The 19658-nt window shown below is 60.5% G+C and carries 19 protein-coding genes, 1 tRNA gene and 2 rRNA genes; 11 read left to right on the forward strand and 11 right to left on the reverse strand.

From position 1 onward, the window contains the following. The 3 genes from B6S08_RS17370 to B6S08_RS17380 form a co-directional block, all read left to right on the forward strand. Nucleotides 1-105 (forward strand): 23S ribosomal RNA (locus B6S08_RS17370); the annotation flags it as partial. Nucleotides 106-189: 84 nt separating this feature from the next. After that, nucleotides 190-304: ribosomal RNA gene (gene rrf, locus B6S08_RS17375) — 5S ribosomal RNA — on the forward strand. 35 nt (nt 305-339) lie between these two features. Continuing rightward, nucleotides 340-416, forward strand: a tRNA-Asp gene (locus B6S08_RS17380). 395 nt (nt 417-811) lie between these two features. On the opposite strand, the gene B6S08_RS17385 is transcribed toward B6S08_RS17380, so the two are convergent. The 5 genes from B6S08_RS17385 to B6S08_RS17405 all read right to left on the reverse strand — a co-directional run bounded on the left by B6S08_RS17385 (nt 812) and on the right by B6S08_RS17405 (nt 4637). Next, complete coding sequence (locus B6S08_RS17385) at nt 812-1447, reverse strand: TetR/AcrR family transcriptional regulator (RefSeq protein ID WP_094202077.1); 636 nt, start codon at nt 1445-1447, stop codon at nt 812-814. 86 nt (nt 1448-1533) lie between these two features. Continuing rightward, complete coding sequence (locus B6S08_RS17390; RefSeq protein ID WP_211284264.1) at nt 1534-2307, reverse strand: ABC transporter permease; 774 nt, start codon at nt 2305-2307, stop codon at nt 1534-1536. Further along, nucleotides 2300-3028, reverse strand: coding sequence for an ABC transporter permease (locus B6S08_RS17395; protein WP_094202079.1), 729 nt, complete (start codon nt 3026-3028; stop codon nt 2300-2302). The genes B6S08_RS17390 and B6S08_RS17395 overlap by 8 nt, the downstream gene beginning before the upstream one ends. A 50-nt stretch (nt 3029-3078) precedes the next feature. Then, nucleotides 3079-3849, reverse strand: coding sequence for a transporter substrate-binding domain-containing protein (locus B6S08_RS17400; RefSeq protein ID WP_094202080.1), 771 nt, complete (start codon nt 3847-3849; stop codon nt 3079-3081). Between the two features lie 14 nt (nt 3850-3863). Beyond that, a complete protein-coding gene (locus B6S08_RS17405; protein ID WP_094202122.1) occupies nt 3864-4637 on the reverse strand; it encodes an ABC transporter ATP-binding protein in 774 nt (257 codons plus the stop codon). Nucleotides 4638-4760: 123 nt separating this feature from the next. Here B6S08_RS17405 and B6S08_RS17410 point away from each other — a divergent pair, with 123 nt between their 5' ends. Together B6S08_RS17410 and B6S08_RS17415 are read left to right on the forward strand one after the other, a co-directional pair. Next, the gene (locus B6S08_RS17410; RefSeq protein WP_094202081.1) at nt 4761-5558 is read left to right on the forward strand and encodes a dimethylarginine dimethylaminohydrolase family protein; all 798 of its coding nucleotides are present in this window, start codon (nt 4761-4763) and stop codon (nt 5556-5558) included. Nucleotides 5559-5705: 147 nt separating this feature from the next. Further along, a complete protein-coding gene (locus B6S08_RS17415) occupies nt 5706-6401 on the forward strand; it encodes a phosphatase PAP2 family protein (RefSeq protein ID WP_094202082.1) in 696 nt (231 codons plus the stop codon). Here B6S08_RS17415 and B6S08_RS17420 read toward each other — a convergent pair. The 3 genes from B6S08_RS17420 to rnk all read right to left on the reverse strand — a co-directional run bounded on the left by B6S08_RS17420 (nt 6387) and on the right by rnk (nt 8844). Then, entirely contained in the window at nt 6387-7304 is a 918-nt protein-coding gene (locus B6S08_RS17420; protein ID WP_094202083.1) for a LysR family transcriptional regulator, read from the reverse strand. The genes B6S08_RS17415 and B6S08_RS17420 overlap by 15 nt on opposite strands. A 58-nt stretch (nt 7305-7362) precedes the next feature. Continuing rightward, entirely contained in the window at nt 7363-8319 is a 957-nt protein-coding gene (locus B6S08_RS17425) for an AEC family transporter (protein ID WP_094202084.1), read from the reverse strand. A gap of 120 nt (nt 8320-8439) precedes the next feature. After that, nucleotides 8440-8844, reverse strand: a complete 405-nt coding sequence (gene rnk, locus B6S08_RS17430) for a nucleoside diphosphate kinase regulator (RefSeq protein ID WP_094202085.1) — start codon at nt 8842-8844, stop codon at nt 8440-8442. 254 nt (nt 8845-9098) lie between these two features. Between rnk and B6S08_RS17435 the strand changes: the two genes are divergently transcribed. Then, the gene (locus B6S08_RS17435; RefSeq protein WP_094202086.1) at nt 9099-9692 is read left to right on the forward strand and encodes an OmpW family outer membrane protein; all 594 of its coding nucleotides are present in this window, start codon (nt 9099-9101) and stop codon (nt 9690-9692) included. Between the two features lie 92 nt (nt 9693-9784). Here the strand turns inward: B6S08_RS17435 and lhgO are convergent, their stop codons facing one another. Further along, nucleotides 9785-10996, reverse strand: coding sequence for an L-2-hydroxyglutarate oxidase (gene lhgO, locus B6S08_RS17440; protein WP_094202087.1), 1212 nt, complete (start codon nt 10994-10996; stop codon nt 9785-9787). 103 nt (nt 10997-11099) lie between these two features. Beyond that, nucleotides 11100-12068, reverse strand: coding sequence for a glutarate dioxygenase GlaH (gene glaH / locus B6S08_RS17445; RefSeq protein WP_094202088.1), 969 nt, complete (start codon nt 12066-12068; stop codon nt 11100-11102). Between the two features lie 164 nt (nt 12069-12232). Between glaH and csiR the strand changes: the two genes are divergently transcribed. The 5 genes from csiR to B6S08_RS17470 all read left to right on the forward strand — a co-directional run bounded on the left by csiR (nt 12233) and on the right by B6S08_RS17470 (nt 17350). Beyond that, nucleotides 12233-12922 (forward strand): DNA-binding transcriptional regulator CsiR, encoded by a 690-nt coding sequence (gene csiR, locus B6S08_RS17450; RefSeq protein WP_094202123.1) that lies wholly within the window; start codon nt 12233-12235, stop codon nt 12920-12922. A gap of 448 nt (nt 12923-13370) precedes the next feature. Then, nucleotides 13371-14276, forward strand: a complete 906-nt coding sequence (metF, locus tag B6S08_RS17455; protein ID WP_094202089.1) for a methylenetetrahydrofolate reductase — start codon at nt 13371-13373, stop codon at nt 14274-14276. A gap of 217 nt (nt 14277-14493) precedes the next feature. Continuing rightward, a complete protein-coding gene (locus B6S08_RS17460) occupies nt 14494-15501 on the forward strand; it encodes a DctP family TRAP transporter solute-binding subunit (protein ID WP_211284265.1) in 1008 nt (335 codons plus the stop codon). A gap of 63 nt (nt 15502-15564) precedes the next feature. After that, nucleotides 15565-16056: a TRAP transporter small permease gene (locus tag B6S08_RS17465; protein ID WP_094202090.1), complete on the forward strand. Its 492-nt coding sequence runs from the start codon at nt 15565-15567 to the stop codon at nt 16054-16056. Beyond that, nucleotides 16046-17350 carry a TRAP transporter large permease gene (locus tag B6S08_RS17470; RefSeq protein ID WP_094202091.1) on the forward strand — a complete coding sequence of 435 codons (1305 nt, stop codon included), beginning with the start codon at nt 16046-16048 and terminating at the stop codon, nt 17348-17350. Before B6S08_RS17465 ends, B6S08_RS17470 begins: the two co-directional genes overlap by 11 nt. Nucleotides 17351-17400: 50 nt before the next feature. Here the strand turns inward: B6S08_RS17470 and B6S08_RS17475 are convergent, their stop codons facing one another. Further along, nucleotides 17401-19647, reverse strand: coding sequence for a heavy metal translocating P-type ATPase (locus B6S08_RS17475; RefSeq protein ID WP_141202213.1), 2247 nt, complete (start codon nt 19645-19647; stop codon nt 17401-17403). Nucleotides 19648-19658: the final 11 nt, after the last annotated feature.

Below are 19658 nucleotides of genomic sequence, written 5' to 3' on the forward strand. Positions count from 1 at the left end.
ATACCTCTAAAGGGCCGTCCGAGACCAGGACGTTGATAGGCAGGGTGTGGAAGCGCTGTGAGGCGTGCAGCTAACCTGTACTAATGACCCGTGCGGCTTAACCATACAACACCCAAGAAGTGTGAGAGACTTGCGGTCTCAAGAACGAATTCTTCATCACAAACGCTTTTTCCGAATGACGATTTTATGCCTGGCGGCCATAGCGTTGTGGAACCACCTGACTCCATGCCGAACTCAGTAGTGAAACGCACCCGCGCCGATGATAGTGTGGCAGCTGCCATGTGAAAGTAGGTCACTGCCAGGCACCCAATTTAGTACTCTGACTATACAGCTTTATGCGGAGCGGTAGTTCAGTTGGTTAGAATACCGGCCTGTCACGCCGGGGGTCGCGGGTTCGAGTCCCGTCCGCTCCGCCATCTTAAAGAAGCCCTTAGCTAGTTGATAGCTAAGGGCTTTTTGCTTTTCTGTCCTCGGTAAAATCATCCTCACTTAACCCGTCAAATCATCCTTCGTGACCATTCTGTGACCCGAGCCCTGTTTTTACCGGAGGTCAAAGGTCACGTCGTAAATATGACTGTTCACTTGCCATGGCGGCAATGGCAGCTCACCATCCCCTCAGTAATTCCGTATAGGATCACCACTTGAATGAGATGAATACAGCAATACTGGAAGGCACATATAAACTGGATAGTAGCGAGAGGAGGGGGAGGATATTTCCTGTGCAGCGAGTTTTTCTCCCCGAGTGATTGTCATTGGCAGATGTTGGAATGGGCTGGACAATGTTTGCCATGACCTGAGCGGCGTCAGGTGCTCAGTACTGGGTGTTCAGGTCTACTCCAAGCAGAGCGCTGAAACTGTCGAGGCCGACCTGCACCAGTTCGCCTTCATGAAATACTTCGGCCAGGGCTCCGCCCTCGAGCCAGAGTCCGTCCAGCACGGCGTTGCCCGCAATACTGAGGCGACGCAGCTGGTCGTCGCTGGCGATACGGCCGGTCTCGTCGAACAGGTCACGGATCAATGTCTTGAGGTGTAGCCGTAGTTTGTCGTAGCTGCGATTATGGCTGGCCTTCATGGCGGGGTCGTGCAGCAGCACTTCAAAGAAGCCGGCCCAGATCGCCACCGAGGCGTGACTGGTGACGGGTGGCTCGAGCGAGACCTGTACAAACTTGGCCAAGCGCCGGCGCGCCGAGCCACTCCCTTGGGAAGCTGCATCGGCGGCATTGACGAGGTCGCCCATGTAGGTTTCATAGGCTGCCGCGATCAGCTCGTCCTTGGACTTGAAGTAGTAGCGGATAAGCCCCTGGGTTACGTCAGCCTCTTTGGAAATGGAGCGCACGGTGGCGCCCCGGACGCCCTCGCGCGCGATCACGCGCAGGGTGGCCGCGATAAGATCCGCGCGTCGCTCTTCGGTATTCTCTTGCCGGATCCTGCCGGTTTTGACTTGCATATTGAGTTATTCCGTCTGACTACTGTTTCCAGTCATCTTTTTTCGAATGCGACTGTACCCGAAGTGAAGTCGGGAAACATGCAACTTTATGCTTTCGCCGGAAGCCGTCTTTCCAGCAGCCAAACCCCCAGCGCGATGCTGGCCGCTAGCAGGGTGTAGATAAACGCCAGCAACAGCAAGGGCTCGTAGGTGATAAAGGTTTCCTGACGAATGCGGGCGATAATGGCGTAGATGTCGATCACTGCAATGGTGGCGACCAGGGGCGTGGCCTTGAGGTGCAGGATCAGTTCACCACCGAGGGTCGGTAACACCCGCTGTATCGCCCGCGGCAGCCAGATGCGCCGCAGAATGGTGAAAGGCGTCATACCCATGGAGTGGGCCGCTTCCAGCTCGCCACGGGGCACCCCTCTGAAGGCGCCGCGCATCACTTCACCCTCGTAACCCGCGAATGACAAGGTCAGCGCCACAAAGGCATAGGGCCAGGCCTCGATCAGGTAAGGCCAGATTGGGCTTTGTCGCAGTTCCGGCATGTAGGGGAACAGCGATCCCAGGCCGTAGTAGAGCAGCCACATCTGCAGCAGGATAGGTGTACCGCGAATAACGGTGCAGAATCCGCGGGCGAGCCAGGCCAATGGCCATGGCCCTGCGGCCTGTGCCAGACCCAGTGGCACGGCGAGCAGGGCGCCGGCCAGCACCGAGGTGACGAACAGCGCCACGGTGACACCGAGGGCATCGATCATCTGACCCTGGTATTTCGGCAGCCAGCTCCAGTCCATGTTCAGCGCCGCCGCGGCGAAAGCGGCCAACGCGATAGCGGCCATCAGCAGCCGGTGCGGTTTGAGTGTGCGTAACTCAGGCACGGCGCATCCCCCGGCTGAAATGTTTCTCGAGCCACTGGAACAGCCAGCCGGAGATCAGCGTCACGGCCAGATAGAGGGCGCCGGCGGCGAGCAGGAACAGAAAGTAGTGTTTGGTTGCGCCGGCGGCCTGGCGCGCCGCCAGTGTCAGCTCGGTGAAGCCGACCACGGCCAGCAAGGCGGTATCCTTGGTGGCGGTAAGCCAGAGGTTCGACAGACCGGGCAGGGCGAGCGGCACCATCTCCGGCAGAGTGATGCGGTAGAAAATGCGCAATGGGTGCATACCAAAGCTGCGGGCTGCCTCGATATGCCCCGGATTGACCGCCCCCAGAGCGCCACGCAACACCTCGGTGGCATAGGCGCCCTGGACGAAGCCGATCACCAGCACACCGACGAGAAAACCGCTGATCTCGATTTGCTCGTAGCCAAATGACGTTAGCACCTGATTGAGCAGTTGCGGTACGGCGAAATAGCCGATCAAGATCAGCACGAGTTCCGGCACCGCACGTACCAGGGTGGTATAGACTGCCATCATATCGCGGGCCACCGGGCCGCCGGAGCGTTTCAGCGTTGCACCGGCCAGTCCGATGAGCAGTCCTAGGCCATATCCCAGCAGCGTGATCTTGAGCGACACGATCAGCCCGTCGAGCAGCGCGCCGCCCCAGCCGGGAGGCGAGAGCGAGAGCAGTTCCGTCATCTCCATGTCACGGTAGTTAATCGCCATCCTGGTCTCCTTCGGGCTGGGTTGTGTTCGTCACGCTGCGCAACGGCGCCTTATTCGCCGTAGATGTTGAAGTCGAAATATTTGGCGGTGATGGCATCGTAGGTGCCGTTGGCACGGATCGCGGCGATCGCCGTGTTCAGCTGTTGCAGCAGTGCCGCATTGCCCTTGCGCAGGCCAAAGCCGATGCCCAGGCCGAGTACGCTCTCGTCGTTGGTGACCAGGCCGACGTTTTCACAGCAGAGCGTACCTTCGTCCGAAGTCAGGAAACCGTCGAGTACCATGACGTCGGCGAGGGTGCCGTCGAGGCGGCCGGAAAAGACGTCCTGGTTGGCTTCATCCTGGGTCTGGTACTCGCGGATATTGGCATTTGGGAAGTGCTTGAGCGCATAGGCCTGGTGCACGGAGCCCGACTGCACGCCGATGGTCTTGCCGGTCACGCCTTGTGGAGTGGGCGCCATGCCGCTGCCCTTGGCCGCAACGAGTGCGGCACCGGTCTGATAGTACTTGTCGGAGAAGTCGATCACCTTCTGGCGTTCTTCGTTGATGCTCAGTGAAGCGGCGATCACGTCGAGCTTCTCGGCCTGCAGGGCGGGGATAATGCTATCCCAGGAGGTGGTAACAATCTCGCACTCAAGCCTGGCCTCGGCGCACACGGCATTGGCGATGTCCACTTCCCAGCCGGTGACCTGGCCGGTGGCGTCCGGTGTGGCGAAGGGAGGATAGGGTTCGGTGGCAAAGCCGAGGCGGATGACCTCCGCGGATGCCGTTGAGGCGACGGCAGACAGAGCAAGGGCGGCAAACAGGCTGGATGTGATTTTCATATGATCTCCGGAAGTCAGACGATTGAGCTGATGAACTGTTTGAGACGCTCCGATTTTGGCGCCTGGAAGATCTCCTCCGGCGTCCCTTGCTCCTCAACGCGTCCCTGGTTGAGAAACATTACCCTGTCGGCGACATCCGCCGCGAATTTCATTTCATGGGTGACGATGATCATGGTGCGGTTTTCCTCGGCCAGGTCACGCATGACCGTCAGCACTTCGCCCACCAGTTCGGGATCAAGCGCCGAGGTCGGCTCGTCGAACAGCATGACTTCCGGATCCACCGCCAGGGCGCGGGCGATGGCACCGCGCTGCTGCTGACCGCCGGAAAGTTGCTGCGGATACATGTCGCGGCGATCGGCGAGACCCACGCGATCGAGCAGACGCCGAGCGACTTCCCGTGCTTCCTCCTTTGAGCGGCCCAGCACCTGGACCTGCGCTTCCATGACGTTTTTCTCCAGCGACATGTGCGGCCAGAGGTTGAAGCCTTGAAACACCATGGCGATACGACTGCGCAGCCGGCGCAGCTGTTTTTGATCCTGAACGGTAGAGGTACCGTCCCGGTTGGGCTTCAGCAGAATGTCTTCGCCCAGCAGGCGGAGGCGGTCGGTGCGGGTGGGCGTCTCAAGCAGGTTAAGACACCGCAGTGTCGTTGACTTGCCGGATCCGCTGCCGCCTATGAGGGCCACCACTTCACCCTGAGCCGCGGACAGGTCGATCCCCTTCAGCACCTCGATTTGACCGAAGGTCTTGTGCAGGTTAGCCACCTCGATGACGGGCGCCGACCTCATGTTACGAGCATGCATGGATGCCTCCGCTTCTTACTACTTTCCAAAAGAATTTATACGTTTGCATAAATTTATGCAAACGTATAAATTTCTGCGACGAATCTCGTTGCCATTAGGGAGACCCCCGTGACTGCACGTTCCTACACTTTTACCCACGCGATCACCCGCCGGCCGGGTGCCAGTATCGTAAAGGGCCTGCGCGCCGTTGATACCGGCGAGCCCAGCCTCGACCTTTTCCGTCAGCACCACCAGGACTATGTGGCCGCCCTTGAGTCGACCGGCGCCAAGGTTACCGTACTGGATCCACTCGAAGCGTACCCGGATTCGGTGTTCGTTGAGGATGCGGCGTTGTGCCTGCCGGAGGTTGCCATTGCCATGCGTCCCGGCGCCGCGTCGCGCCTGGGGGAGGCCGCCGAGATGGTGCCGACGCTGGAGCAGTTTTATCCCGAGGTACTGCGCATTAAGGGGCCGGGCTTTGCCGACGGCGGTGACATTCTCACCACCGAGCGGGAAATCCTGGTCGGCACCTCCAGCCGGACCGATGCCGCCGGCATTGAGGAACTGCGCCAGCTGGTGGCGCCCTACGGTTACCGGGTGCGCGAGGTGATCACGCCCGAAGGCGTATTGCACTTCAAGACCGACTGCTCGCTGCTCGACGAGGACACCATACTGTCGACCCGTCGGCTGGACACGACCGACTGCTTTGACGGCTATCGGGTGATTCACACCGCGGAAGGGGAAGAAGCCTGCGCCAACACCATTCGGTTCAACGAGCTGGTGCTGATGCCGGCGGGCTTCCCGCGCACGGCCGAGCTGCTCGACAAGGCTGGCTACAAGGTGCGTTTGATTGGCAACAGCGAGGCTGCCAAGCTCGACGGCGGCATGTCCTGCCTGTCGCTGCGTTTCGCACCGCCCCGCGCGTGATGACACTCTGGTGCGCAGTTTGAAGCAGGTTTTGATCATGCCCTGAGTGAAAGTGCCCAAGGCTGTTTTCGAGCGGTATGTGACTGTCGAGAATGCACAGTATCAGAAAAATTCCGTACAATGCCCGCCTTGTTTCAAGGGGGACTCATGTCTATTCATTACAAAAAACTGGTGTTCTGGAACCTGGCGGCGTTTGCGGTGCTGGGCAGCTGGTTCTGGCTGCCGAACCATGGTTTCTGGTTCGAGCTCGACAAGGCGGTGTTTTACTTTTTTAATCACAAGCTGGGGGAAAGCCAGGCCTGGGTTAACCTGATCGCGGCGCTCAACAACCGGGCCTTTGATGGTGTGGCTCTGTTGGCCATGGGAGCCGTGTATTACAGCTTCTATCGTAAGGCTGACTCCGAGCAGCGCCGCCGGCTGGTGATTATTGGTGTGTGCATGCTGCTGACCGCCGTGGGGCTGAACCAGCTGGGCCGTGCCATTCCGGTGGAGCGGCCCAGCCCGACTCTGACTTTTGACAATGTATTACGGCTGACCGAGCTGGCATCATTCAAGACCAAGGACTCGTCCGGAGACAGCTTTCCCGGCGATCATGGCCTGATGCTGATGATCTTCACCGCCTTTGCCTGGCGTTATCTGTCCTGGAAGGCAGGGCTCTGGGGTTGCCTGTTTGTGGTGGTATTTTCCGCCCCCAGAGTAATGGGCGGGGCCCATTGGTTTACCGACATATACGTGGGGGCCTTTGCGGTGGCCGCTTTTGGCCTAGCCTGGCTGCTGCAGACCGGCCTGATGGATGCGCTGGTCGCCCGTGCACAGGCGCTCCTTCCGTCACGCTCCCGCTGATCCTTTCTTTTCCTCAAACAGGGCCGGGATCTGGCGAATCAGCCAGCTCTTGGCCTTGCCCATGGCGTCCCGCCGCCAGGCCAGCACCACATCGGTACTGTAGGGTGCCACTCCCTCGATGGGCTTCAGTTCTCCCCGCTCCAGCAACTCGTTCAACCAGGCTCCCGGCAGGGTGGAGATGCCCAGTCCGGCACGCAGGGCGCTGATCTTGTCCTGCATGGTACTAACGGTCAGTCGGGACTGCTTGTTGAACAAATGGTAGGTCAATGGCGGCTTGTTTCGGGCGGTATCGGCCACGGCAATGGCCCGGTAGCCCTGCAGCACCTCGGCACTGACGGGGATGGTTTCCCGATGGATGGGGTGCTCGGGGTGGGCCACATAGACGAAGCTTTCCCGATAGAGAAAACTGTGTTTGATGCCGGGAGTCAGTGGCATTTCTTCCTGTAGGGGGGCAATGATCAGATCGGCCCGGCCGCTTTCCAGCGCTTCCCAGCTGCCGGCGAGAATTTCCTGAGACAGCCGAATATCGGTATCACTCTGCCGTGACAGGGCTTCAATCAGCGGAAACAGTCGCTGGCTCGGTAGGACGCCGTCCACCGCCAGGGTCAGGCTGGTTTCCCAGCCCCGCTCCAGGGCGCGGGCGCTTTCAACCAGCTGGCCCGAAGCCTGCAACAGCTGACGGCCCTGGTCCAGCAACAGACGGCCGACAGGAGTAAAACGGGTGCGGTGGCCGGAGCGATCAAACAAGGTCAGATCCAGCTCGTCTTCCAGTTTCTGAATGGTATAGCTGAGCGCCGAGGGGACCTTGCCCAGCTCATCGGCGGCGGCGGCGAAACTGCCGCGGCGGTCAATGGCATCCAGTACCCGCAAGGCATCCAGGGTCAGGGCTTTTTCTCGGGACATACTCATACCAGGAAGAAAGACATATGGTCTACCATACGTGACTACGGGCAGGCTTGCATCAAAAGCCGCTCAGTGCCCCGAGCAGGGTCACTCCCAGGCTGGTGGTGAGCAGGGAGCCCAGTGTGGTCACGGCGATAATGTTGGCGGCCAGCACGGCATTGCCACCCATGGCCCGGACCATCACATAACTGGCGGCGGCGGTGGGTGAGGCATTAACAAGAAACAGCATGGTCAGCTCGGCCCCGTTAAACCCCACCCCCCAGGCTCCCAGGGTGATGACGCCGGGTACCATGATTAGCCGCAGTAGCGCGATGGCTGGCAGCAGGCCGCTGCTTTCACGGCCCGACTTCAGGTTGAGGGACGCCCCGGTGCACAGCAGGGCCAGAGGCAGTGTCATTTGCGCCAGTGACTGGCCAGCCTTCATCACTACCTCCGGCATCGACCAGTCGCTAAGGGCCACGGGCAGGGCGGCGACAATACCGATGATCAGCGGGTTTTTGATGATGCCAAGCATAATGGTGCCGGGCCGTACCGGCTTGCCACTGTTCAGGCTGCGTCCCAGGGTGATCACCGCCAGTATATTGAACAGAATGGTCAGGCAGGCCACGTAAAAAGCCATGGCCGCGACCCCCTGGCTGCCATAGGCATTGTGTACGTAGGCCAGGCCCACAATGGCCATATTGGCCCGAAAGGCGCCCTGCACCAGAATGCCGCGTAGTGCCTTTTCACCGGTCAGGCGCGTGGCCAGCCCTTCCAACAGCACATACACCACCAGGGTGGCGGCAATACCGTAAAGAATTAGCGCCGGGCTGGCCATTTGGCTGAAATCGGCGCTCACTATGCTGGTAAACAACAGCACCGGCAGGGTGATGTTAAATACCAGCTTGCTGGCTCCATCAATAAAGCCTTCGTTCATCATTTGTGTGCGACGCAGAAAAAAGCCCAGCATCAGCAGCAGGCAGATCGGGCCGGTCACGGACAGGGAAAACAGCAGGCTGGAGAACAGCTCGTTCATAACAGGGGGATGCTCGAAAAACAAAAAGCATGCAATGCCCGCGGTATGTGAGCAAGGGCTCCGGTTTATTTTTGTCGGTCGTAAAATGAAAAAAGGCGCCACTCCGCGCCTTTTTTCATTTTACGACTGAAAATCGCCGGCCCGTTCGGGCTGGTATTCCACTTCGGCAATGGTCACCGTCAGGGTCTTGCCGTTGGGGCCGGGCCATTCGATGCTTTGTCCGGCTTCAAGGCCAAGCAGGGCGCTGCCAATGGGCGCCAAGACCGAGATTTTGTCCTTGCTGCCGTCAATATCCCGGGGAAAGCACAGGGTTTTGGTAAAGGTATCGCCGCCGGCCATGCTGAAGCGAATGACCGAGTTCATGGTGACGATATTACCGGGCATGTTTTCGGGCGTGACAACCTGGGCGCGCTCCAGCTCATCTTCCAGCCGGCGTACGGTTTCTGAGTCGGGCTGTTTGTCGAGCAGGGCCTCAAGCCGGGCCAGATCCAGTGTAGAAATAGTAATGGGCGGCAACTGGGCCATATCAACCTCCAACAAAAAAAAGCAGGCAACGCCAAAAGCGTTGCCTGAACTCGATAAATAAAGATATACCCCAAGGCCAATGTTTTGGCCAGTAGGGGCAATGAGTATTTTATTAACGGTGATAAAAATGGCGGCTTGGGAGTAAAAACCGGGGCGGTTTTGCGTTAAATCAAAAAAACGGCGCGGCCGCTCAGGCAGACTGGCGGCAGTTGAATATTTCGCAGCAAAACCGTCATCGATAAAAAGGATTAACAATGAAAAAAGTCGCTTTTCTGGTTGCCGCCGCCCTGCTGGCCCCGTCCGCCTTTGCTCACCAGGCCGGTGATATTCTGGTGCGCGGTGGTGCCATGACCGTGGCCCCGACCACCGATTCCGATGAAACCTTTGACGTGGACTCCAACACTCAGCTGGGCCTGACCTTTTCCTATATGGTCACCGACAACTGGGGGGTAGAGCTGCTGGCTGCCACTCCTTTTTCTCATGGTGTCAGCATGGGGGGAAGTGAAGTTGCGAACGTAAAACACCTGCCACCGACCCTGATGGCCCAGTACTATTTCGGCAATGCCCAGAGCAAGGTGCGGCCCTATGTGGGCGCCGGCGTGAACTACACCTTTTTCTTTGATGAAGAAGGCCGTGGCGCCCTGAATGGTGCCGAGGTCAAAGCCGACGACTCCTGGGGCCTGGCGGCCCAGGCCGGCCTGGATATGACGGTGACCGATAACCTCTTTGTCAACGCCTCGATTTGGTATATGGACATAGACACCGATGTATCCGTCGGGGGTTCCAAGGTGGATACCGCCCACATTGATCCCGTCGGCCTGATGGTGGGGATGGGCTATCGCTTCTGATTAACAAACCATACGGGAAGAGAGGTACTGAACACTCGCCAGTGTTTTTTGGGCAGACATTTGAGTCTGCCCTTTTTTATGGGTGAATATCCTCAGGCCACGGCGGCAGGCTGCGCCACCTGCTCCTTTATCTTGTCGACGATATAGCCACCAATGGGAATGGCAGAGGTAGCCGCCGGCGACGGCGCGTTGCATACGTTCAGGGTACGCTTAGTGTTGACGAACAAAAAGTCGTCCACCAGCCGGCCGTCTTTCGATACCGCCTGGGCGCGAATGCCGGCAGGGTAGGGGGTGAGATCGTCCAGGGCCAGGCTGGGGCAGTATTTGCGCACCAGCTCCAGGTAGCCGGCCTTGTTGATGGAGTTTTTCATCTCGGTCAGGCCGGGTTTGAGGTTTTTCATCAGTACCTTGAGAATGCCCGGGTAGGTGAGCATCTCCAGGGTATCCCGCAGGGAAATATCGCGCTTGTTGTAGCCTTCACGCTTGAACGCCAGCACGGCATTGGGGCCTACGGTCACGGTGCCGTCGATCATGCGGGTCAGGTGCACGCCGAGGAAGGGCATGTTGGGATCCGGAATCGGGTAGATCAGGTGGTTCACAATGCGGTTATGCTCGGGCTTGAGCAGGTAATACTCGCCGCGGAACGGACAGATCTTGAATTCGGGCTCCTGGCCCAGCATGCGTACCACCCGGTCGGCCATCAGTCCGGAGCAGGACACCAGGAACTTGCTCTCAAACTCCCCCTGGGTGGTTTGCACCACCACGCGGCTCGCCTCTTCGGTCAGGCCGGTGACCTCGGCGTTGTAGCGAATTTCGCCGCCGAGGCGCTCAAACTCCTTGCCCATGGCGGCGGTTACTTTTTTGTAGTCCACAATGCCGCTGGAAGGCACAAAGATGCCGCCCATGCCGGTGATATTGGGTTCGCGCTCCCTGAGCTCGTCGCCGCCCAGCCAGTAGCGTTCCAGGCCGTTGGCCTCGCTTCTGTCCCACAGCGCCTTCATGCGCTGCATTTCCAGTTCATTGGTGGCCACCAGCAGCTTGCCGCACTCATCAAAGGGAATGTCGTGCTCGCGGCAGAATTCTTTGGTAGCGCGATTGCCTTCCAGGCAGAACTTCGCCTTCAGGCTGCCCGGGGTGTAGTAGACGCCGGCATGGATCACGCCGCTGTTGTGGCCGGTCTGGTGTCGGGCCGGGCCGCTTTCCTTTTCCAACAGCAGCATTTTGCTGTCGGGATAGGTTTTTTTCAGCTGCCAGGCGGTGGACATGCCGACGATGCCGCCGCCGATAATGATGAAGTCAAACACTGTGCTGCTCACTCTTGATGAAAGAAGGCAACGCCGGAGCAAGCCCCGGCGGTCCCGTTTTTGTTTTGAATATCAGGGTGCTGGCGGCCCCCTGTCAATGGCTTCAGACCTGGCGCGGGTTTTTCAGGGTTTTGGCATGGGTAAAGTAGCCACGTTGGCGCATCAGCTCCCGGCGCAGGCCGTCATGGGCGATAAACTTGTCGCGACCGTGCAGCCAGAAATGGTTGTTGATCAGCAGAAAGGAGCCGGTAGGCACCGGCACCGACAGCCGGTGGGCGCTGGTTTCCAGGGCCTCGGACAAGTCTGCCAGCCACACCCCTTCCTCGTAGTTTTTGGGCTGCACGAACTGATCGATGTAGGACATGATGGGCTTGCCGCTGCGATCGGTGTCGAACACGGCGTGAAATACGTCCTTGCTGGTATTTTTGCTGGGTGGTGCGGCCCAGCGCATCACTCGATGGGCCATGGGGTCGGCATAGAAGCGTTCCAGGTGTTCCCAGTCGTCCAGGTGCAGCAGCAGGGAATTGCCCCCTTCCATGTTCTGCTCGTCAATTTTCAGCATCAGCACATAGTCGGTGTCCTGCTCCACAAAGGTGCCGTCGTTGTGCAGCTCCATCACCCGGTGGGCCTGACGCAGGTAGCTGTCTGAGGTGTCCTTGTTCTGCACCACGAAGCGGGCGTAATACTGACCGCTCATGGCATCGAAGTTGGAGCGGCCAAACAGGTGGGCCACGGCGGTGGTGAACTTGACCATATCCTCGGCCTGCTCCACCCGGTTCAGTCCTTCCGGGGTGATCAGCAGGCCGCCGGTATTGCGGTCGACCAGGGTGCTGATCAGCAGCGGCTGCAGAGCCTGACCGCACAGATCGTTCAACAGCTGGGCCACGCGAAAGCGCAGAAAGGACTTGTACTCCAGCGCCTGCACCGGCCACTCGGCAGTGGCCTGCAGAAAGGCGGTCACAACTTGTTCGTCAAAGCGCAGCTCCAGCAGGCGCTGAGACTCGGCGGAAGGAGACAGGCTGAACCCCTGGTACTGGTGGTTCACGAAATCGGCGGTGGCGATGTTGGACATATGAGGCTTCCTTGTAATGACACTGTGTTGATGAACGCTATTAATGTCGCTGTATTTATAAAATGTCGACACTTTTGATTTGTGTCAATTATTCGTGGTGATTTTATGATCGCCGTTACAATTTCGTTATAATGCGGCCCATTCCTTTGATGCGAGAATTCACCATGAGCAGCCTCGAAGCCCCACGGGAAAACTTGGCCCGCACCGCTTACCAGCAACTGAAACAGGACATCATTGAGAGCCACTTTGGTCCCGGTGAAAAGCTGCGTATGAGCAGCCTGAAAACCCGCTATGGCCTGGGGGTGAGCCCGCTCAGGGAAGCTCTGTCACAGTTGGTCTCGGAGCGGCTGGTCACTGCCGAGAGCCAGCGGGGCTTTCGCGTCAGCCCCATGTCGGTGGCGGAGCTGCAGGACATTTACGACGCCCGGGCCCAGCTGGAAGGGTTGATTGTGGAGCTGGCCCTGGCCCGGGGGGACGATCTGTGGGAAGCGGGCGTGGTGGCGGCCCACCATGCCCTGGCCAAGGTAACCCATCTCGATTCGGTGGAGGATCAGCTCAACCAGTGGGACGCCCGCCATCAGGCGTTTCATCAGGCGGTGGCCGCCGGCTGCAACTCGCCTCAGCTGCTGGTGGTACGCCAGACCCTGATGGATCAGGCCGCCCGTTACCGGCATTTATGGCTGAAGCGCACCGTGTTCAGCGAGCAGGCCCTGGCCGACAAGCAGCGGGAGCACCTGGCCCTGCTGGAGATGATCCTCGCCCGCCGGTCCGAGGCGGTGGCCATGATGCGCGAGCATCTGCTAAGCCCGGTGGCCATTATCACGCGCGTGCTGGCCGAGCAGGGCATGGGGTAAGACCACACTCATGCAGCTCATGGCCGGGGATATTCTTCGGCCTATTCGTTACTATTAATGCACGTCTCACGTCTCACGTCTCATACCTTCACGACGCACATTTTCAGCCTCACCTGTATCCTTTGGTCATCAATAGCTCAGTGACTGTCCGCGCTCGATCTCGTATTTCACATCGCGATCGAGAGCCATCACCAGTACTTTTTTAAAGAAGGTCTTGCTTCCAGAAGTTCAGGTGTGCAAACATGCAGGCATTCAGACGTCTAAACGTCTTTTTCTTGGTTCGAAGAGTATGGAAAAAATATAATGGCTTTGTCATACAACCCGGGATTTTTCCGCGTCGTCCGGGCCAACATGGCTGCCGCCAAAGACAAGCCGCGCCATGCAATACGCCGAACGCCAAGGCATAATGGATTAACTTGAATAAGAAGTAGGCAATCAGGAGACAATCATGGGTTTTCACAGTGCGCGTCATGTTGAAGCGCTGAATCAGTCGCTGTCCGAGCTGAATGGCGATATCAATGTGTCATTCGAGTTCTTTCCGCCCAACAGCGAGAAAATGGAGCAGACCCTGTGGCACTCCATTGAGCGGCTGAAGGTGCTGGAACCCAAGTTTGTCTCCGTGACCTATGGCGCCAACTCCGGTACTCGGGACAGAACCCACAAGGTGATCAAGGACATTCAGGACAAAACCGGCCTGATTGCCGCCCCGCACCTGACCTGCATCGACGCCAGCCGCGACGAGCTGCGCAACATTGCCCGGGACTACTGGAACAACGGCATTCGCCAGATTGTGGCCCTGCGCGGTGATCTGCCCCAGGGCATGGAAAAACCCGACATGTACGCCGCCGACCTGGTAGGCCTGCTAAAGGAAGAAGCCGACTTCGATATTTCGGTGGCGGCCTACCCGGAAGTGCACCCCGAAGCGAAAAGCGCCCAGGCCGACCTGCTCAGCCTGAAGCGCAAGATTGACGCCGGTGCCAGCCGGGCCATCACCCAGTTCTTCTTTGACGTGGAGTCCTACCTGCGTTTTCGGGATCGCTGCGTGACCATCGGCATCGACGTGGAAATCGTGCCCGGCATTCTGCCGGTGTCCAACTACCAGACCCTGCTGAAATTCGCCGGTTTCTCCAACGTGCGTATTCCGGCCTGGATGCACCAGCGTTTTGCCGGCCTGGAGAATGATCAGAACACCCGCAACCTGGTGGGGGCCAGCATTGCCATGGATCAGGTACGGGTACTGAGCCGAGAAGGGGTAAAGGATTTCCACTTTTACACCCTGAACCGCTCCGAGCTGACTTACGCCATCTGTCACAGCCTGGGCGTGCGACCGCCGGTGGCGACCGTCGCCGAATAAGCCGACTGCTCGCCGACAAGCCCCCGCCAACGTCGTTGCCGGGGGTTTTTTGATGGCCCGCCATCGGTAACAGAGTTGGTGCTATATGACACCTTTTGACGGTTGACTTGGCCGTTGCCTTCATTTCACACTGATGCCCCGTCTTGCTGCGAATGGCACCGCCCCGCTTCGGGCCGGTACAGACAGGAATTCTTATAAAAATCAAAAAGGACTGACTATGCGTGTATCAAAGTTGGCGGCCGCCTTTACCGCCGCCCTGGGCCTGACCCTGGCAACTCCCTCTTTGGCCCAGGAGACCCGCGAATTTTCCGTATCCACCGTGCTTTCCGATGCCTTTCCCTGGGGGCAGGCCGCCACCAAGTGGGCCGAGCTGGTGAATGAACGCTCCGAAGGTCGACTGACCCTCAAGGTATATCCCAATGCCCAGCTGGTGTCCGGGGATCAGACCCGGGAGTTTTCCGCCATGCGCAGCGGCCTGATCGACATGGCGGTGGCCTCCACCATCAACTGGTCGCCCCAGGTGCCCGAGTTGAACCTGTTTTCGCTGCCCTTCCTGATGCCCGATGAGGCCGCCATTGACGCCATTACTCAAGGGGACACCGGCGAGCGAATTTTTGCCGCCATCGATCGCAAGGGCATCATGCCTCTGGCCTGGGGCGAAAACGGTTTTCGCGAGCTGTCCAACTCCAAACAGCAAATCGACGGCCCGGAAGATCTGAAGGGGCTCAAGGTGCGGGTGGTGGGTTCGCCCCTGTTCCTCGATACCTTTAATACCCTGGGAGCCAACCCGACCCAGATGAGCTGGGCCGATGCCCAGCCGGCGCTGACCACGGGCGCCATCGACGGTCAGGAAAACCCGCTGTCGGTGTTTGATGTGGCCCGGGTGGATCAGGTGGGGCAAAAGCACCTGACCCTGTGGCACTACATGGCCGATCCGCTGATCTTCGGGGTTAACAAGCGGGTATGGAAGTCCCTGCCCGCCGAGGACCAGCAACTGCTGCGTCAGGCCGCCATTGATGCCGGCGCCTGGGAGATCGAAAAGTCCCGGCGTGAACTGGCCGATACCCTGAGCGCCATCAAGGCGCGGGGCGTGGAGGTGACCGAGCTGACCCCCGAGCAGCATCAGGCCTTTGTCGACGCCACCGCCGAAGTGTATGAGAAGTGGGCTCCGCGCATCGGCACCGAGCTGGTGGAGCAGGCCAAGGCGGCCATTGCTGCCCGTTGATATGCGTCCCGAGTGCCCGGCCGGGCACTCGGGTTCCTCATTGTTGTTGTGTGAGTAGTATTCATGTCTCGATCTGCCCCCGATGCCGGCCCCGAGCGCTGGCTGGCGGCGCTTGCCCTGCTGGCCATCTGCTTGATCAGCCTGGGCAACGTGGTGGTGCGTTACACCACCGATGCCTCTTTTGCCTTTACCGAAGAATTTTCCGTGTTTTTGCTGGTGGTGCTGACCTTTGCCGGCGCCGCCCTGGCGTCCCGTCGCCATGCCCATATTCGTATCGAACTGCTGGAAGACAAGTTGCCGCCCCGGCTGCGTCTGGTGCTGTACGGACTGCAGTGGGCCGCCAGTGTCGTGCTGCTGGCCCTGATCGTCTGGTACGGCGGCCTGCTGACCTATGAGGAATACAGCTGGGAGTCGCTGTCGCCGGGGCTGGGGTATCCCACCTGGATTTACCTGATCTGGTTGCCGGTGCTGTGCCTGGCCATTATCTGGCGGCTGACCCAGAGCCTGGTGGCGCGCAGCCGGGCCTGTTTGCAGGAGTCACGCCATGAGTCCTGACATGCTGATGTTGCTGGTCTTTGGCGGTGCCATGCTGCTGGGCGTGCCGGTGGCCTTTGCCCTGGGGCTGGGTGGCGCCGCCGGCATCGTGGCCGGGTTGTCGCCGGACATGCTGGCCACCCTGGGTACCAATACCTATAACAGCATCGCCAAGTACCCGCTGATCGCCATTCCCCTGTTTATTCTGACCGGGCTGATTTTTGAGCGGGCCGGAGTGGCGGCCAGCCTGGTGCGCTTTGCCCAGGCGTTGATCGGTCCGCGCCATGGCGGCCTCGGCCTGGTGGTGGTGCTGGTGTGCTTGATCATGGGGGGCATGAGTGGTTCCGGCCCGGCCGATGCGGCCGCCGTGGCCATGGTGATGCTGCCGAGCATGACCCGTGCCGGCTACCCCAAGCCGTTTTCCGCGGCGCTGATCGCCTCGGCGTCATCCACCGCCATTCTGATTCCGCCTTCGATCGCCCTGATCCTCTATTCGATCGTGGTGCCGGGGGTGGATTTGCGCGCCCTGTTTGCCGCCGGTCTGGTACCCGGCGTGCTGGCCGGCATGTCGCTGCTGCTGCCGGTGTGGTGGCTGGCCCGACGCAATGGCTGGGAAGATCCGGCCCAGGGTGAGCGGCCGCCGCTGAAAGAGAGCTTTATTCGTGCCTTGCCGGCGCTGTTTGCTCCCGTGCTGATCCTGGGTGGGCTGCGCTCTGGCCTGTTTACCCCGACCGAGGCGGCGGTGGTGGCGGTGACCTATGGCCTGATCGTGGGCATTTTCGTCTATCGTCAGCTCAGCCTGAAGGACGTCTGGGGCCTGCTTGGCGAGGCCGGCATGGTGTCGGGCGTGGTGATGATCATCATTTCCCTGGCGGGTATCTTTGCCTGGGCCGGCACCACCCTGGGCACCTTTCAGCATCTGGCCGAGGCCATGCTGTCGCTGTCGAATCAAGGCTGGGTACTGATGCTGCTGATCATGGCGCTGGTGTTGCTGGCGGGCATGCTGCTGGATGCCATTTCCATCTACCTGATCATCACGCCAATACTGATTCCGCTGATGCAGCACTTTGGCTGGAACCCCATCTGGTTCGGTATTTTGCTGGCGATGAACATTGCCATCGGCCAGTTCACTCCGCCGGTGGCGATCAACCTGATGGTAACCACCCAGATAGCGGGTATTCGGCTGGAAAAAACCTTTGGCTGGGCGCTGTTCTTTATGCTGACCATGCTCAGTGCCCTGGTGCTGGTGATGCTGTTTCCGGGGCTGGCACTCTGGTTGCCGGAGCGCATGGGTTTCGTGGTGGGCGAGTGGTAGGCTTACGCGGCTGAAAAAAGCCCCCGGCAACTTGGTTGCCGGGGGCTTTTTTATGATGGCCGGCCCCTGAAACGCAGCAGCCGTAAGGCGTTGAGGGTAACCAGGGCGGTGGCGCCGGTGTCCGCCAGCACCGCCAGCCACAGGCCGGTTACGCCGGTGACGCTGGTGATCAGAAACACCGCCTTCAGCCCCAGCGCCAGGGTGATGTTCTGGCGAATATTGGCGCTGGTGGCCCGGGACAGCCGCACCGCGTCGGCCAGGGCGGTGAGCCGGTTGTGGGTGAGGGCGGCGTCGGCGCTGTCCAGGGCCACGTCGGTGCCCTGGCCCATGGCGATGCCGATGCTGGCCTGCTTGAGCGCCGGGGCGTCGTTGATGCCATCTCCCACCATGCCCAGTCGGCCCTGCTCACCGAGCCGGACCACCTCCTGCAGCTTGTGCTCGGGCTTGAGCCCGGCGCGGTAATCCAGGTTTAGCTCGGCGGCAATGGCCCGGGCGGTCATGTCGTGATCGCCGGTCAGCATCAGGCTGTTGATGCCCAGCTCGCGCAAGGCGGCGATGCCGGTGCCGGCGTCGGCGCGCAGCGGATCCCGCAGGGCAAACAGGGCGATGACCTGCCGGTCTACCGCCAGCACCACCAGGGTGCAGGCGGCGGCTCGCAGCCGTTCAATATCGGCGGCCTGTTGCGGCGAATAGCGGGCCGCCTCCAGCTGTGCCGGCGAGCCAATCAGCAGCGCCTTGCCTTGCCACTCGCTTTGAATGCCGGCACCGGACAGGGTGTGTTTTTCGCCGGTGGCCACGGGCTCGACTCCCTCGGCCTCGGCGGCGGCCACCAGGGCCTGGGCCAACGGGTGATGGGCGCCGCTTTCCAGCCCGGCGGCCAGTGCCATCGCCTGCTTCCGTGACACGTCATGGTACAGGCACAGCTCGTGCAGCACCGGCTGACCGCGGGTCAGGGTGCCGGTCTTGTCAAAGGCCAGGGTGTCGATTCGGCCCAGTTGTTCCAGCGCCGCGCCCCCCTTGATCAGTACCCCCAGACGGGTGGCGGCGGCCAGCGCCGAGGTGACCGCCGCCGGAGTGGATATCACCAGGGCGCAGGGGCAGCCGATCAGCAGCAGCACCAGGCCCCGGTAAATCCAGGTTTGCCAGTCGGCGGCGAGCAGCAACGGCGGCAGCACCGCCACCAGAGTGGCGGCGGCGATCATCGCCGGCGTGTACCAGCGGCTGAAGCGATCGATAAAGCGGGCGATGGGCGCGCGGTGGGCGTCGGCTTCCTCCATCAGGTGCAGAATGCGGTCCAGGGTACTGTGGCCGGGTTGCGAGGTAACCCTGATGCGTACCGCCCTGTCCACCACCAGGCTGCCGGCGGCCAGCTTTTCCCCTTGGGCCCTGTCCACCGGCAGGGATTCGCCGGTAATGGCGCTTTCATCAAAGGCGGCCGAGGCGTTGAGCAGGGTGCCGTCGACGGGCAGGCGCCCGCCCGGGTGCACTTCTATCTCGTCACCGGGAGCGAGTTGTTCGATGGCCACCTCTTCCACGCCATTGCGGGTCAGCCTGCGGGCTTGCTCGGGCACCAGCGCCATCAGGGTTTTGACCCCCTGGCGTGCCTTGCCGGCGGCCAGGCTTTCCAGCCGTTCGCCCACGCTGAACAGCAGCAGCACCATGGCTGCCTCGGCCGTTTCCCCCAGAAACAGGGCGCCGGTGGCGGCCACCGTCATCAGCATTTCAATGGAAAAGGGTGAGCCGCTGCGCGCCAGCCGCCAGGCCTGACGGCCCACCGGCACCAGCCCCCACAGGGTGGCCAGGGTAAACAGCCAGGGGGTGGCGGCGGGCAGCCACAGATGGGCGCCGGCGGCCAGCAGCATCAGCAGCAACAGGCTGAACAGGGTGCCATGCTGGCGCCAGGCGGGGGCGGCCGGAGCCTCATCCTGCTCGTTGAAGGGGGTAAAACCGGCGGCGTGAATGGCCCGCACCACCTGTTCTCGGCTTCCTTCATTCGTCAGCTGCACTCGCAGCCGTTCGGTGGCAAAGCGCACCTCGGCACTGTGCACCCCGGGCAGGCGTCGCAATGCGGTTTCTATCTTGCCGGCGCAGCTGGGGCAGTCCATGCCGCCGATGCGCCAGCGATGCAGCGTCGTTCGTGGGTCTTCATCCTCGTCGGGAGGCGCCGTTGTCGTCGGCACTGCCGACTCTGCCGCCGGCGTCGCCGCGGCACTTTCATGGCGAGGCACACACTGGGTGCCATGCCGGTGTTCGCCCCCGTGCTCATGGGGGTGTTGGTGATGGCAGCAATGTCCCATTTGTTTCTCCT

The sequence above is a fragment of the Oceanimonas doudoroffii genome, assembly GCF_002242685.1.
Lineage (GTDB): Bacteria > Pseudomonadota > Gammaproteobacteria > Enterobacterales > Aeromonadaceae > Oceanimonas > Oceanimonas doudoroffii.

Excerpts from the sequence above, each read along its gene's own strand:
- B6S08_RS17385 (WP_094202077.1), bottom strand. The coding sequence starts at position 1,447 with ATGCAAGTCAAAACCGGCAGGATCCGGCAAGAGAATACCGAAGAGCGA.
- B6S08_RS17395 (WP_094202079.1), bottom strand. The coding sequence starts at position 3,028 with ATGGCGATTAACTACCGTGACATGGAGATGACGGAACTGCTCTCGCTC.
- B6S08_RS17400 (WP_094202080.1), bottom strand. The coding sequence starts at position 3,849 with ATGAAAATCACATCCAGCCTGTTTGCCGCCCTTGCTCTGTCTGCCGTC.
- B6S08_RS17405 (WP_094202122.1), bottom strand. The coding sequence starts at position 4,637 with ATGAGGTCGGCGCCCGTCATCGAGGTGGCTAACCTGCACAAGACCTTC.
- B6S08_RS17415 (WP_094202082.1), top strand. The coding sequence starts at position 5,706 with ATGTCTATTCATTACAAAAAACTGGTGTTCTGGAACCTGGCGGCGTTT.
- B6S08_RS17420 (WP_094202083.1), bottom strand. The coding sequence starts at position 7,304 with ATGTCCCGAGAAAAAGCCCTGACCCTGGATGCCTTGCGGGTACTGGAT.
- B6S08_RS17425 (WP_094202084.1), bottom strand. The coding sequence starts at position 8,319 with ATGAACGAGCTGTTCTCCAGCCTGCTGTTTTCCCTGTCCGTGACCGGC.
- rnk (WP_094202085.1), bottom strand. The coding sequence starts at position 8,844 with ATGGCCCAGTTGCCGCCCATTACTATTTCTACACTGGATCTGGCCCGG.
- B6S08_RS17435 (WP_094202086.1), top strand. The coding sequence starts at position 9,099 with ATGAAAAAAGTCGCTTTTCTGGTTGCCGCCGCCCTGCTGGCCCCGTCC.
- glaH (WP_094202088.1), bottom strand. The coding sequence starts at position 12,068 with ATGTCCAACATCGCCACCGCCGATTTCGTGAACCACCAGTACCAGGGG.
- csiR (WP_094202123.1), top strand. The coding sequence starts at position 12,233 with ATGAGCAGCCTCGAAGCCCCACGGGAAAACTTGGCCCGCACCGCTTAC.
- metF (WP_094202089.1), top strand. The coding sequence starts at position 13,371 with ATGGGTTTTCACAGTGCGCGTCATGTTGAAGCGCTGAATCAGTCGCTG.
- B6S08_RS17460 (WP_211284265.1), top strand. The coding sequence starts at position 14,494 with ATGCGTGTATCAAAGTTGGCGGCCGCCTTTACCGCCGCCCTGGGCCTG.
- B6S08_RS17465 (WP_094202090.1), top strand. The coding sequence starts at position 15,565 with ATGTCTCGATCTGCCCCCGATGCCGGCCCCGAGCGCTGGCTGGCGGCG.
- B6S08_RS17470 (WP_094202091.1), top strand. The coding sequence starts at position 16,046 with ATGAGTCCTGACATGCTGATGTTGCTGGTCTTTGGCGGTGCCATGCTG.
- B6S08_RS17475 (WP_141202213.1), bottom strand. The coding sequence starts at position 19,647 with ATGGGACATTGCTGCCATCACCAACACCCCCATGAGCACGGGGGCGAA.